Raw genomic sequence first — 13,193 nt, 5'->3', positions numbered from 1 at the left:
GAGGCATGGCCGACAGGCCTGAATGCCTACCGACCTGCCGGTTACGATCAACGGCCTTTGAGCGGATCGTTCGGTGGAGTGATCGAGGCCTCGTGACGCACGGTGCCTGGATCGTTCTGAACCTCGACATCGGTGCGACGCACCGTGTCACGGATGGTTTCTTGGTGGTCACTGGACTGCTTGCCCACGCTGACTTCTTCCACCACGCGCGCCGACTTCTCGACCACGGCCTGCTCGGCGGTTTCCTGAATCTCGATCGAGCCTGCCTTGAAGCCGTCCAGATCGGCCGCGGTCGCCGGACGGTCTACCGGGCGGCGCTCGATGTGAGCGTGCTCTTCGTGCAGGTTCACCGTCTCTTCGACGGGACGCTCGGTGAGACGCGAGACCACACGGACACGGCCGGTGGTGACTTCACGCTTGCCGACACGCAGGTCTTCCTCGATCACTGGAATCGCGGCACCGCCTCCAGGTGTATCAAGGGTACGGTCCACGACTTGGGCACGGTCGGCACCCAGGTGAGTGCCAGCGATATGCGTCGTAGCGCCGGTGTCTTCGCGGCTCCAACCGGCGACGCGCTCGTCGACGTCGATGGCGCCATTGCGCTCGAGGATCGCTTCGGCCTTGTCGGCCTGCTCATCGCTCATGACCGTCACGGTCAGGACCGCTGCACCGCGGCGGGACAGCTCCGGGTAGGCGGTGGCGTAGCGGTGCGGCTTGTTGGCATCGTGCTCGTCGGTGCCGAACAGCGAACTGAAGAAATGGCTGACCTTTTCACCAAAGGATTCATGGTGAGCGGTGTCGTCGGCACGGCCTTCGGCGGCATGCAATTCGGAAGACGACAGTTCGATATTGCTCTCGAGTACCTGTTGGGCCAGCAGATCGCGCTTGGCAGCCTGGGCTTCGGTAAGGGTGTCGAAAGCGGCAACGAGTGTATGAGTCATGCGTCTCTCTCTTTGCGGATAATGGAACTGGAAGTCCGGGTGGCGGCAGGCGCGTCGCCAGACGGGTCGTCGGTCGCTGCGTCACGGTGCGTGAGCACGATGTCTTCACGGCGCAGGCTGACCGTCTGTTGAAACGGGACGTCTTCGACGAAAGGCCGGATGTGCAGCTCTTCCTTAAGCACCAGGCGTTTTTCGACGACGAGTACTTCTTCGAAGACAGGAATGATGGTCACGCCATTCTCGATACGCGTCTGCGGCGGATGGTCCCGGTCGACCGGCGTGCCTTTGGCGACGCGCTCGACCGACGCCCCTTCCCTGCGCAAGGTGTCGCTGATCACCTGCTCGTGCACCTGCACGTGCTTGTCCACGGTGGTGGTACCCGTGACGACGGTGCGCTTCGACAGGCTGGCGACTTCTTCCACGACAGGAATGGACGCTTCGTGGTGATCGGGCCGGGTGTCCATGACGGGTCTCGTTTCCTCGACATCTCAAGGGTTGCCCTTAACCTGAGTGACGCGAAGACGCCTCGGTTCAACCGAATCGCCCTTGTCGGCCGACGAATGGTCCACACACCAGCCGCCGGCTGACGCAAGACTTTGCCCGGCAAAACCCGGATAATGCCGGCCCATCGTTCCCCAGGTTCTCTTCGTGGTCTTCATCCGTAGCGGATGGCGGCTGCGTCATGCCTTTTCGTTTCACTCGTGCTCACGGTGCCCTCCGCAATGGAAATCAAAGTCAACTTTCTCGACAACCTGCGACTTGAAGCCAAGTTCGACGATTTCACGGTGGTGGCCGACCAGCCGATTCGCTACAAGGGCGACGGCTCCGCGCCGGGCCCGTTCGACTATTTCCTGGCCTCCTCGGCCCTGTGCGCAGCGTATTTCGTCAAGCTGTACTGCCAGAGCCGCGACATCCCGACCGACAACATCCGCCTGTCGCAGAACAACATCGTCGACCCCGAGAACCGCTATCAGCAGATCTTCAAGATCCAGGTCGAGCTGCCGGCCGACCTGTCGGACAAGGACCGTCAGGGCATCCTGCGCTCCATCGACCGCTGCACGGTGAAGAAAGTGGTGCAGACCGGCCCCGAGTTCGTCATCGAGGCGGTCGACGACCTCGACGCCGATGCCCAGGCGTTGCTGATGCCGGCCCTCGATGCAGCGGGTCGCACCGAAGTGCTGGGCAAGGACCTGCCGCTGGAACAGACCATCGCCAACCTGTCCGCCCTGATCGCCGACCTGGGGATGAAGATCGAGGTCGCCTCCTGGCGCAACATCGTGCCCAACGTGTGGTCGCTGCACATCCGCGATGCGCAGTCGCCGATGTGCTTCACCAACGGCAAAGGCGCCAGCAAGGAAGCCGCACTGGCGTCGGCACTGGGCGAGTTCATCGAACGGCTGAACTGCAACTTCTTCTACAACGACCAGTTCTGGGGCGAGGACATCGCCAACGCCGCCTTCGTGCACTACCCCAACGAGCGCTGGTTCAAGCCGGGTCGCCGCGACGCCCTGCCCAAGGAAATTCTCGACGCCCACTGCCTGGCGATCTACAACCCTGACGGCGAACTGCGCGGCTCGCACCTGTACGACACCAACTCCGGCAACACCGAGCGTGGCATCTGCGCGCTGCCCTTCGTGCGGCAGTCCGATGGCGAGACGGTGTACTTCCCGTCCAACCTGATCGAGAACCTGTACCTGAGCAATGGCATGAGCGCCGGCAACACGCTGGTCGAAGCCCAGGTGCAGTGCCTGTCGGAAATCTTCGAGCGTGCGGTCAAGCGCGAGATCCTCGAGGGCGAGCTGGCCCTGCCCGACGTGCCCGAGCAGGTGCTGGCCAAGTACCCGTCGATCCTGGCCGGCATTCGGGGTCTCGAAGAGCAGGGCTTCCCCGTGCTGGTCAAGGACGCCTCGCTCGGGGGTGAATTCCCGGTCATGTGCGTCACCCTGATGAACCCACGCACGGGCGGCGTGTTCGCCTCGTTTGGCGCACACCCGTGCCTGGAAGTGGCACTGGAGCGCAGCCTCACCGAACTGCTGCAAGGCCGCAGCTTCGAAGGCCTGAACGACTTGCCGCGCCCGACCTTCGAGAGCCAGGCGCTGACCGAGCCGAACAACTTCGTCGAGCACTTCATCGATTCCAGCGGTGTAGTGTCCTGGCGCTTCTTCAGCGCCAAGGCCGACTTCGACTTCGTCGAGTGGGACTTCTCCGAGCAGGGCCAGGCGTCCACCGCCGACCAGGCCGCCGCGCTGTTCGGCATCCTCGAAGCGCTCGACAAGGAAGTCTACATGGCGGTGTACGACGACCTGGGCGCTGCGGCCTGCCGCATCCTGGTGCCGGGCTATTCGGAGATCTACCCGGTCGATGACCTGATCTGGGACAACACCAACAAGGCGCTGGCCTTCCGCAGCGACATCCTCGACCTGCACCGTCTGGATGACGAGCGCCTGCAGGCGCTGCTCGAACGCCTGGAAGACTGCGAGGTGGACGACTACACCGACATCGCCACGCTGATCGGTGTGGAGTTCGACGACAACACGGTCTGGGGACAGCTGACGATCCTCGAGCTCAAGCTGCTGATCCACCTGGCGCTGCAGCAGTTCGAGGAGGCGCTGGACCTGGTCGGTGCCTTCCTGCAGTACAACGACAACACGCTCGACCGCGGCCTGTTCTACCAGGCCATGAGCGCCGTGCTGGAAGTGGTGCTGGACGACGAGCTGGAGATGGCCGATTTCGAGGGCAATTTCCGTCGTCTGTTCGGTGATGCGCGCATGGACGCGGTGTTGGGATCGGTCGACGGCAGCGTGCGCTTCCACGGCCTGACGCCGACCAACTCGAAGCTCGAAGGGCTGGACCGTCACCTGCGCCTGATCGACAGCTACAAGAAGCTGCACGCGGCCCGTGCCCGTGCCGCCGGCCTGGGCGACTGATCCTGCCCTTGCGACACGATCGGGCGGCCCGGCGGCCGCCCCTCGCGTGGTAGAGTGCGCGCGTTCATCGCCTGCAGGATCTCTCCCATGCCACAGCCCTCTTCAGACGCTCACCTGCCCAGCTGGGCCGAAGTCAGCGACCGTCATCCGTGCGACGCCCTGCTCCTGGGCAACGGTGCCAGCCGGGCGATCTGGAAGCCGTTCGGCTACTTCTCGCTGTTCGAGCAGGCCCAGCAGGTCCGGCACAAGGCGCTGGGCGTCAGCGACCAGGCCCTGTTCAAGTCCCTGGGCAGCGAACTGTTCGAACCGGTGCTCAGCGCGCTCAACACCACGGTGCGCGCCAACGCCGCCCTGGCCATCGGCTCGACGGCGCCGCTCAATCGCTACTATTCGATCAAGGAAGCGCTGATCCACGCCGTGCGCGCGGTGCATGTGCCCTTCACCCGGATGCCCGAAGCGACGCTGTTGCACCTCAACGCCGAGCTGCGCCGCTACGCCAGCGTCTACACCAGCAACTACGACCTGCTCCTGCCGTGGGCCGTGCAGCAGGCGCCGGACGGCTTCGCCAGTCGCTTCGACGAGCAGGGCTTCTTCGATGTGCGCCAGCCTACCGGTACGGGCACACAGGTCTTGCACCTGCATGGTGGCCTGCACCTGCTCAAGCTGCCCGATGGCAGCACACGCCAGCGCGCGGCGCGTGGCAGCGAGCTGCTCGATGGCTTCGCCGTCAACCTGCCGGGGGAGGTCCCGCTGTTCGTCAACGAGGGGCCGAGCGACGACAAGCTGCGGGTCATCCGGCATTCGGACTACCTCAGCGCGTGCCTGGGCGAGCTGGCGCGTGAACGGCGTGGGCTGTGCCTGCTGGGCCAGCATCTGGACAACGCTGACCAGCACCTGCTCCACGCCCTTCGCCAGGCGCGTCCCAAGCACGTGGCCATTGGTCTTCGGCCCCTGGGCGAAGCGGCGGTGCTCAACCAGAAACGTCACTTCAGCGAGCGTTTCGCCGGGCTTGCCAACACACCGGTGCACTTCTTCGATGCCGCCAGCCATCCCTTGACGCTGCCGGACCTGGCCGTGGCCGTGCCGACACCGCGTCGCTAGCGGCTGCGCGCCTCAGCGTGCCGCCGTGGCCATCCCGGCGAGCCAGCCATCGGCGCGCAGCAAGGTTTCCAGGCAGTGCTCCTGCACGCCATAGAAGCGCTTGAGGTCCTCGATCCGTGCCAGCTGCGCCGCGTTGTCGCCCGGCTGGGCGCGCTTGACCGCCAGGATCATCTTGTTCTTGTTGGTGTGCTCCAGCGAAATGAACTCGAAGACCTTGGTCTCGTAGCCACAGGCCTCGAGGTACAGCGCGCGCAAGCCATCGGTGAGCATCTCGGCCTGCTGCCCCAGGTGCAGCCCGTACTGCAGCATCGGCTGCAGCACATCGGGGCTGTGCAGTTGCGGGCGGATCTGCTTGTGGCAGCACGGCGAGCACATGATGATCGACGCACCACAGCGGATGCCGGTGTGGATCGCGTAATCGGTGGCCACGTCGCAGGCATGCAGGGCGATCATCACGTCGATCGCCGCAGGCACCACGCTGCGCACGTCACCGCATTGGAAATCCAGGCCCGGATGATCCAGGCGCGCGGCAGCGCCATTGCACAGCGTCACCAGGTCCTGGCGCAGTTCCACGCCGGTGACCTGGGCCGGGCGGCCCAAGTGGTCGCACAGGTAGTCGTGGATGGCGAACGTCAGGTACCCCTTGCCGGAGCCGAAATCGGCGACCTTCAGCGCCTGGTCGGCCGCCAGCGGGGCGTTGGCCAGGGCATGGTCGAAGACTTCGATGAACTTGTTGATCTGCTTCCACTTGCGCGACATCGACGGGATCAACGCCCCTTGCGCATCGGTCACGCCCAGGTCGCGCAGGAACGGGCGCGCCAGGTCCAGGTAGCGTTTCTTCTCCCGGTCATGACCGGTGGAGGCCTGCTCCCGGGCCACGGGCGCGCCATGCTGCTGGAGCATCGGCTTGCCTTTCTTGCTGAAGGTCAGCTGGGTTTCACCGTCGTCGCTGAACAGGTGCGCATTGCGAAAGCTGCCGGGCAGCAGCTCGGCAATGGCCTCGAGCGCCTGCGCCGTCGGCAGGTTGCGGGTAATATCGCGGGTCTGGTGACGATAGACCAGCGACAGGCAGTCCTGCTCCTTGATCCGCACCGGCTTGGCGATGATGCGCTGCAGGCTCTCGTCGGCACCGACATGGCGCGCCAGGACCAGCTTGCTCAGGTGCTGACCGTCGAGCGCGGCCGCCAGCATGGCAAGGAATCGGTCACGCGCATCGGGCGTGGAAGAAGCAGAGGGTGTGACGGACATGGGAACAGGGTGCCTCGGATGACGAATGACGCGCCAACGGCGCCGTGGCCGGCATTCTACGTCGCGGCCCGCGTCACGCGAAGCCTTTGTCGATGGGCGCGGCGCCTGTAGCCCTGCATCACTTCAACGAGGAAGCACCGAATGTCTTCGTACGCCTTCGAACTGGTCATGCTGGCCGCCGTCCTCCACGCGTTGTGGAACGCCATCGTCAAGGCCGGCCAGGACACCTTTCTCACCACGGTGCTGGTGACCACCTGCGCCGCCTTGTGGGCGGCACTGGCCCTGCCCTTCCTGCCCCTGCCACGACCCGAAAGCTGGCCCTTCATCGCCGCCTCGGCGCTCTTGCAGGTGCTCTACTACGCCCTGGTGGCGCGCATCTACCGCCTCGCGGACATGAGCCAGACCTACCCCTTGATGCGTGGCGTGGCACCGCTGCTGGTGGCATTGATCGGTACCTTCGTGCTGGGCGAGCACCTTACCTCGGGGGCCTGGCTGGGCATCGGCGTGATCTGCCTGGGCATCCTGCTGACCCTGGCGGGCGCCCGCGCGCAGCGCCGGGGAGGCCTGGGGCTGGCACTGCTCACCGCGCTGCTGATCGCGACCTACACCCTGGTCGACGGCGCGGGCGTGCGCCTGTCGCATTCGCCGATCGCCTACACGCTGTGGATCTTCCTGCTCGGCGGCCTGGCGATCGCCGGATGGGCGGGGTTCACACGCGGACGGCGCTTGCTGCGCTATGCACGGGGCAACTGGCACCTGGGCGCCATCGGCGGGTTCGGCACGCTGGCGGCCTATGCCCTGGCCCTGCAGGCCATGACCCTGGCAACGGTGTCGATGGTCGCCGCCTTGCGCGAAAGCTCGATCCTGTTCGCCACGCTGATCGCCTGGTGGGTGCTCAAGGAGCCGGTGGGCCGGGCGCGCTGGGTGGCAGTGGGGGTGATTCTGGCGGGGGTGGTGGTGTTGCGGTTGGCGTGAGGGGTGGGTCGGGTTTCCATGAGTTGCGGTCTTTTCCTGCGCGGCACATGGACCACCGCGTGGGCTGATGGGTGGGCCCTGCGGGCCCAATCGCGGCCGGTCCGGCGCCCCGGCAGGGGCCGCTCACACCCGTAGCGACACCACGGCGTTGCAGGCTGACGCGGTCTCCTGTGGGAGATTCTATGGTAATTGCCAAGCGCTTAAGCGGCTTTGGGGCGATATTCCTCTCCGCTTCTGATCAGGGCAAAGACCACTCGAGCCAGCTTGCGGGCCAGCATGACCAGGACTTGAGTCTTTTTAAAACCGCGGCTCTGCTTGTCTTCGTAAAACGTTTTCCAAGCAGCTGTCCTGCCTGCTGACATCGCCGCGTTGTGCAGCAAACGACGGACCTCTGGATCGCCTCGTTTGGTCAACGTCGAGCGTTCTTTTTTCTTGCCCGACTGAGCCACTCGCAGGTCCATTCCTAAAAAGGCGATGAAGGCATCGGCACTCTTGAACTCGCCTCGCTGGTAGGTGGCGACCAAACGCGCAGCGGTAAGAAAACCAATACCTTCAACTTTCATACACTGCTTTACTAACGGCATCAGTCCTGCCTGGTCGAGCAGCTTCTTGATCATGTTTTCAATGAGGTCTTCAAGGCGCTTCATCGAGGTGAGCTGGGACTTCAAAAGGTTCTTGAGCAGCGGCTCACCCTCCCAGCTCAGTCTCAGCGCTGTACGCGTCTGGACGAGCATCGCGCGCCTGCGAAACAGGCTGACAAGGTCGCGATAGAGTGTCGAAGGGGGGATCCAGGGGGTAAGATTAGCGCCTTCGTTCTTGAGGTACCGGGCCAGTACCCTTGCATCGATCGGGTCGGTCTTGGCGCGTGAGCCAATACCTTTTCGGTAGTGACTCAGGGCATAACCATCCATCAAGTAAAGGGTATGTCCTGCTTCATGGACCATATCGGTAAACAGCAGGTGATAGACATTGGTGGCCTCGATTGCAATCGAGACCTTGCCGTGCAATGCCTTGATCCATTGTTTAATAGCCGTCTTGTTGTTGGCAATAGTGCTCAACTGTCCGGAGCTGTCTTCGTAAATGACGAGCTCAGCCTTAGCAACGTCGACGCCTATGATCGTGCTGTGTTCGGATGATGGCATTGCCATGAGCGCGTCTCCGCAGGTAAGGTCTAAGGGCTTGAAGGGCCACCCAGAGGCGCAGGCTTGTACTTTCGTCGGTCAAAACCGGAAGCATTCCTTATCGGCGCTTGGGTGAAGGGAGGAGGGGCGAAATCTCCCACGGTCTGTACTGCGCGAACAGTCAGAAGCGGATCTAGTCCCTCCTCCTCCCTTCAAGTCCTACCATACAAGCGGCCCCAGTGCCGCGATTGGGCCCGCAGGGCCCATAAAATCCGCGCCTCCCATCCCCCAGGCACACTTGCATTGGCATCGCCCTGCAAGCAAACGTCATGAACCGAGACCAGACCTCAAAAAGCCCGTAACCTCCCCAGTGCCCAGGCACCCCTCCTCAGTCCAACACCACCAACCGATTCGGCAACTCATCCCGCGCATGCGTCAACGGCACATGCACCGCCAACAGCGCGCCACAGGCCTCGATGCATTCGACGAAGCCATCCAGGGTCCTGCCCTGGCGCACCTGCTCGGCGAACCGGGCGATGATGCCGTCCCAGGCGCCATCGCCCAGGCGTTCGGCCACGCCCTGGTCCACCAGGATCTCGACGTAGCGCTCGGCCTCGCTGACGAAGATCAGCACCCCGGTGCCCCCCACCGTGTGGTGCAGCCGTTGCTCGAGGAACTGCCGGCGCGCCAGGTTGGCGGCCCGCCAGTGCCGCACGCGACGGGGAATCAGGCGCGTGGTCAGGGCAGGCAGGCGAAACACCAGGCACAGCACGATGAACGTCAGCCACTGGATCAGCAGCAACAGGTTCACGCTCAGCCAGCCGAACACGTAGTGCAGCACGCCCGGCACGATCAGCGCCACCAGGCTGGCCCAGAGCAGCGGAATGTAGGCATAGTCGTCGGCGCGCCGCGCCAGGACCGTGACCAGTTCGGCGTCGGTGTTTCGCTCGACGCGGGTGATCGCTTCGGCCACCTGGCGTTGTTCGTGTTCACTGAGCAGTGTCATGCCGTCGTCCTCCCGTCGATTGTCGTTCTACCAGCCACCGGACGAGCCGCCGCCACCGAAGCTGCCGCCGCCTCCGCCAAAACCACCCCCGCCTCCGCCGCCGAAGCCACCGCCGCCGAAACCGCCTCCCAGGCCGCCACCGAAGCCGCCGCCGCGCCCGCCGCGACGTGGACCGCCGCCAGAGCCGAGCCCTTGCACCACCAGCACGAAGACGATCAGCAGGATCACCATGCCGGCACCCCAAGGCACCGACTCATGACCCGACCTGCCCCCGGCCGCGCGCTGGGGTTCGGCCAGCGGGTCACCCCCCAGCACCTGCAGCATGGCGCTGACACCGGCGACGATGCCGTCGGCGAATGCGCCCTTGCGGAAGGCCGGGGTGATCACGCTGTTGATGATCACCGAAGACTGCGCATCGGTCAGCCGGTCTTCCAGGCCATACCCCACCTCGATGCGCAACCGCCGCTCCTGCTGAGCGACGATCAGCAGGGCGCCGTTGTCCTTGCCCTTCTGGCCGATTCCCCAGTGCCGACCGAGCCGATACCCATAGTCCTCGATGCTGTCGCCACCCAGGTCCGGCACGGTCACCACCACCAGCTGGTCGCCGGTGGCCTGCTCGTGGGCCTTGAGCATGCTGTCGAGTTGCTGGGTACTGGCTGCATCGAGCAGCCCGGCCGTGTCCACCACGCGCCCGGTCAACGCCGGGAACGGCGGCTCGGCCTGGAGGCTGGCGCTGACCAGCCACAGGGCCAGCCAGACGAACGCCATCGCCCGACGCATCAGAATTTCACTTCAGGTGCCTTGTCGGCGTTGGCGCTGGTCGCCTCGAAGCTCTCGCGCACCTTCAGGTCGCTGTACATCACGCTGTGCCAGAGCCGCCCGGGGAAGGTACGGATCTCGGTATTGTATTGCTGCACGGCGGCGATGAAGTCGCGGCGCGCCACGGCGATGCGATTCTCGGTGCCTTCGAGCTGCGATTGCAGGGCCAGGAAGTTCTGGTTGGACTTCAGGTCCGGATAACGCTCGGACACCACCATCAGGCGGCTCAGGGCGCTGGTCAACTGGCCCTGGGCCTGCTCGAACTGCTTGAGCTTGTTCGGGTCGTCCAGCGTATTGGCGTCGACCTGGATCGACGTGGCCTTGGCCCGCGCCTCGATCACGGCGGTCAGCGTCTCCTGCTCCTGACGCGCGTAGCCCTTGACGGTCTCCACCAGGTTGGGGATGAGGTCGGCACGACGCTGGTACTGGTTCTGGACCTGGCCCCAGGCTGCCTTGACCTGCTCATCGTATTGCGGGATGTTGTTGATGCCGCAGCCGGCCAACAGGCTGCCCAGCATCAGCAACACCACCATCTGGATCGACTTGATCTGAGTCATCTGCATGTCGCGCACGCTCCCTGGTTCGCTCTCGAATAATCATGAATCGGGCATAATCGGCCGTCGCCGCTGGATCAGGCTGGCCCGATCGGCTAAAAAGGCCCCGGCAGACTCTACAACAATAGTCGCTGAGCTTCTCTCACCGCGCGCCCGTCGCCGTGGATAGGGACAGCGGCCCAGAGAAAAGAATTCATGAAAAATCTCCGTGTGCTGGGCCTGGTCATCGCGCTGACCGGTCAATCGGCCCTGGCTGCGACACCTGACCTTCGCGACAAGGCGGCGTTCATCGACCACCTGCTCGCGCAGATGACGGTCCAGGAAAAGGTCGGCCAGTTGCGCCTGATCAGCATCGGCGGCGACATGACGCGGGAACGGATCCGCGAAGAGATCGCCGCCGGCCGCATCGGCGGCACCTTCAACTCGATCACCCGCGACGAGAACCGGGCCATGCAGGACGCCGCCCTGCGCAGCCGCCTGAAGATTCCGATGTTCTTCGCCTATGACGTGATCCACGGCCACCGTACCGTCTTCCCGATCAGCCTCGGCCTGGCCGCCACCTGGGACCTGGACGCCGTGACCCAGGTGGGGCGCGTCTCGGCACGGGAGGCGGCGGCCGACAGTATCGACATGACCTTCGCGCCCATGGTCGACATCGCCCGCGACCCGCGCTGGGGCCGGACCAGCGAAGGCTTCGGCGAGGACACCTACCTGACTTCGCAGATGGGCCGGACCCTGGTCCAGTCGTTGCAGGGCAAGGGCCCGGACCAGGCCGACAGCGTCATGGCCATCGTCAAGCATTTCGCGTTGTACGGCGCCGTCGAGGGCGGGCGCGACTACAACACGGTCGATATGAGCGTGCCGAAGATGTACAACGACTACCTGCCGCCCTACCGGGCCAGCCTCGATGCCGGGGCGGGTGGCGTGATGGTGGCCTTGAACTCGATCAACGGAGTGCCGGCCACCGCCGACACCTGGCTGCTGCGCGACCTGCTGCGCCAGTCGTGGGGCTTCAAGGGCGTGACCCTGAGCGACCACGGCGCCATCGAGGAGCTGATCCGTCACGGCGTGGCGCGTGATGGACGCGAGGCCGCCAAGCTGGCGCTCAAGGCCGGGGTCGACATGAGCATGAACGACTCGCTGTACGGCCAGGAGTTGCCAGGGCTGCTGGCTGCCGGCGAGGTCACCCAGGCCGAGCTGGACCAGGCGGTGCGCGAAGTGCTCGGCGCCAAGTACGAGATGGGCCTGTTCAAGGACCCTTACCTGCGCATCGGTCAGGCCAAGGATGACCCCAAGGACGTCCATGCCGACGATCGCCTGCACCGTCAGGCGGCCCGCGACGTGGCGCGGCGCAGCCTGGTGCTGCTGGAGAATCGCGACCAGACCCTGCCCTTGAAGAAAGCCAGCACCATTGCCCTGGTGGGCCCGCTGGCCGATGCACCCTTCGACATGATGGGCAGCTGGGCCGCCGCTGGCCGCGGCGAGCAGTCGATCACGGTGCGTCAGGGGCTGACCGAGGCCCTGGCGGGCAAGGGTCGCCTGCTGCACGCCCGTGGCGCCAACCTGACGGATGACAAGGCGGTCGTCGACTACCTGAACTTCATCAACTGGGATGCCAAGGAAGTCGTCGACGATCCGCGACCGGCTGGGGTGATGATCCAAGAAGCAGTCGAGGCCGCCCGGCAGGCCGATGTGGTGGTCGCAGTGGTGGGTGAATCACGGGGCATGTCGCACGAGTCGGCCAGCCGTACCAGCCTGGAGATTCCGACCGTACAGCGCGAACTGATCAAGGCGCTCAAGGCCACGGGCAAGCCCTTGGTGCTGGTGTTGATGAACGGTCGTCCCTTGTCGCTGGCGTGGGAGCGCGAGCAGGCCGACGCCCTGCTCGAAACCTGGTTCAGCGGTACCGAAGGAGGACACGCCATCGCCGACGTGCTGTTCGGCGACTACAACCCGTCCGGCAAGCTGCCGATCACCTTCCCCCGTTCGGTCGGACAGATCCCTACCTACTACAACCACCTGAGTATTGGCCGTCCCTATAACCCGGGCACTCCGGGCAACTACACGTCCCAGTACTTCGACGAACCCAACGGCCCGCTCTACCCGTTCGGCTATGGCCTGAGCTACACCCAGTTCGCCCTGGGCCAGGTCACGCTGTCGACGGATCGCGTGCAGCAGGGTCAGGGCCTGAGCGCCACGGTCACCGTGCGCAATACCGGCGATCGCGACGGCGAGACCGTGGTGCAGCTGTACCTGCGCGACAGCACTGCGTCCATGAGCCGCCCGGTCAAGGAGCTCAAGCACTTCCAGAAGGTGGCGCTCAAGGCTGGCGAGGCGCGGGAACTGACCTTCACCCTGGCGCCGGACGACCTGAAGTTCTACAACGGTCGTCTGCAACACGTGGCCGAACCGGGCGTGTTCGAAGTCCAGGTCGGGCTCGACGCCCAGGCGGTGAACGACGCGCGCTTCGAGCTGTTGTGACCCTGATGGCCCGGCCCCTG

The 13,193-nt window shown here is 64.8% G+C and carries 10 protein-coding genes and 1 pseudogene; 4 read left to right on the top strand and 7 right to left on the bottom strand.

Going from position 1 to position 13,193, the window contains the following annotated elements; all coding sequences use genetic code 11:
• Positions 1-47: 47 nt before the first annotated feature.
• Positions 48-941, bottom strand: a complete 894-nt coding sequence (locus APT63_05665; GenBank protein AMA45160.1) for a hypothetical protein — start codon at positions 939-941, stop codon at positions 48-50.
• Positions 942-1,018: 77 nt separating this feature from the next.
• Positions 1,019-1,405: pseudogene (locus tag APT63_05660) on the bottom strand (hypothetical protein).
• Between the two features lie 258 nt (positions 1,406-1,663).
• Here APT63_05660 and APT63_05655 point away from each other — a divergent pair.
• A complete protein-coding gene (locus APT63_05655; protein ID AMA45159.1) occupies positions 1,664-3,868 on the top strand; it encodes a protein involved in RimO-mediated beta-methylthiolation of ribosomal protein S12 YcaO in 2,205 nt (734 codons plus the stop codon).
• Between the two features lie 87 nt (positions 3,869-3,955).
• Complete coding sequence (locus APT63_05650; protein AMA45158.1) at positions 3,956-4,969, top strand: hypothetical protein; 1,014 nt, start codon at positions 3,956-3,958, stop codon at positions 4,967-4,969.
• Between the two features lie 12 nt (positions 4,970-4,981).
• On the opposite strand, the gene APT63_05645 is transcribed toward APT63_05650, so the two are convergent.
• Entirely contained in the window at positions 4,982-6,217 is a 1,236-nt protein-coding gene (locus APT63_05645) for a methyltransferase (protein ID AMA45157.1), read from the bottom strand.
• Between the two features lie 141 nt (positions 6,218-6,358).
• On the opposite strand from APT63_05645, the gene APT63_05640 reads away from it, so the two are divergent.
• On the top strand, positions 6,359-7,192 hold the full coding sequence (locus APT63_05640) for a hypothetical protein (protein ID AMA45156.1): 834 nt from the start codon (positions 6,359-6,361) through the stop codon (positions 7,190-7,192).
• 200 nt (positions 7,193-7,392) lie between these two features.
• On the opposite strand, the gene APT63_05635 is transcribed toward APT63_05640, so the two are convergent.
• From APT63_05635 to APT63_05620, 4 genes are all read right to left on the bottom strand, one after another.
• Complete coding sequence (locus APT63_05635; protein ID AMA45155.1) at positions 7,393-8,340, bottom strand: transposase; 948 nt, start codon at positions 8,338-8,340, stop codon at positions 7,393-7,395.
• 361 nt (positions 8,341-8,701) lie between these two features.
• On the bottom strand, positions 8,702-9,319 hold the full coding sequence (locus APT63_05630) for a hypothetical protein (GenBank protein AMA45154.1): 618 nt from the start codon (positions 9,317-9,319) through the stop codon (positions 8,702-8,704).
• 27 nt (positions 9,320-9,346) lie between these two features.
• A complete protein-coding gene (locus tag APT63_05625) occupies positions 9,347-10,099 on the bottom strand; it encodes a methanol dehydrogenase (GenBank protein ID AMA45153.1) in 753 nt (250 codons plus the stop codon).
• Complete coding sequence (locus APT63_05620; protein AMA45152.1) at positions 10,099-10,701, bottom strand: hypothetical protein; 603 nt, start codon at positions 10,699-10,701, stop codon at positions 10,099-10,101. Before APT63_05620 ends, APT63_05625 begins: the two co-directional genes overlap by 1 nt.
• A 186-nt stretch (positions 10,702-10,887) precedes the next feature.
• Here APT63_05620 and APT63_05615 point away from each other — a divergent pair, with 186 nt between their 5' ends.
• Positions 10,888-13,173, top strand: a complete 2,286-nt coding sequence (locus APT63_05615) for a beta-glucosidase (GenBank protein AMA45151.1) — start codon at positions 10,888-10,890, stop codon at positions 13,171-13,173.
• Positions 13,174-13,193 lie beyond the last annotated feature (20 nt).

It is taken from the genome of Pseudomonas monteilii (assembly GCA_001534745.1).
GTDB lineage: Bacteria > Pseudomonadota > Gammaproteobacteria > Pseudomonadales > Pseudomonadaceae > Aquipseudomonas > Aquipseudomonas alabamensis.
This window is presented reverse-complemented; position numbering and strand designations above follow the sequence as displayed.

What these genes read in the sequence shown, in the direction of transcription:
- APT63_05665 (AMA45160.1), bottom strand. Translation starts at nt 941, where the DNA reads ATGACTCATACACTCGTTGCCGCTTTCGACACCCTTACCGAAGCCCAG.
- APT63_05650 (AMA45158.1), top strand. Translation starts at nt 3,956, where the DNA reads ATGCCACAGCCCTCTTCAGACGCTCACCTGCCCAGCTGGGCCGAAGTC.
- APT63_05625 (AMA45153.1), bottom strand. Translation starts at nt 10,099, where the DNA reads ATGCGTCGGGCGATGGCGTTCGTCTGGCTGGCCCTGTGGCTGGTCAGC.
- APT63_05640 (AMA45156.1), top strand. Translation starts at nt 6,359, where the DNA reads ATGTCTTCGTACGCCTTCGAACTGGTCATGCTGGCCGCCGTCCTCCAC.
- APT63_05635 (AMA45155.1), bottom strand. Translation starts at nt 8,340, where the DNA reads ATGGCAATGCCATCATCCGAACACAGCACGATCATAGGCGTCGACGTT.
- APT63_05630 (AMA45154.1), bottom strand. Translation starts at nt 9,319, where the DNA reads ATGACACTGCTCAGTGAACACGAACAACGCCAGGTGGCCGAAGCGATC.
- APT63_05615 (AMA45151.1), top strand. Translation starts at nt 10,888, where the DNA reads ATGAAAAATCTCCGTGTGCTGGGCCTGGTCATCGCGCTGACCGGTCAA.
- APT63_05620 (AMA45152.1), bottom strand. Translation starts at nt 10,701, where the DNA reads ATGCAGATGACTCAGATCAAGTCGATCCAGATGGTGGTGTTGCTGATG.
- APT63_05645 (AMA45157.1), bottom strand. Translation starts at nt 6,217, where the DNA reads ATGTCCGTCACACCCTCTGCTTCTTCCACGCCCGATGCGCGTGACCGA.
- APT63_05655 (AMA45159.1), top strand. Translation starts at nt 1,664, where the DNA reads ATGGAAATCAAAGTCAACTTTCTCGACAACCTGCGACTTGAAGCCAAG.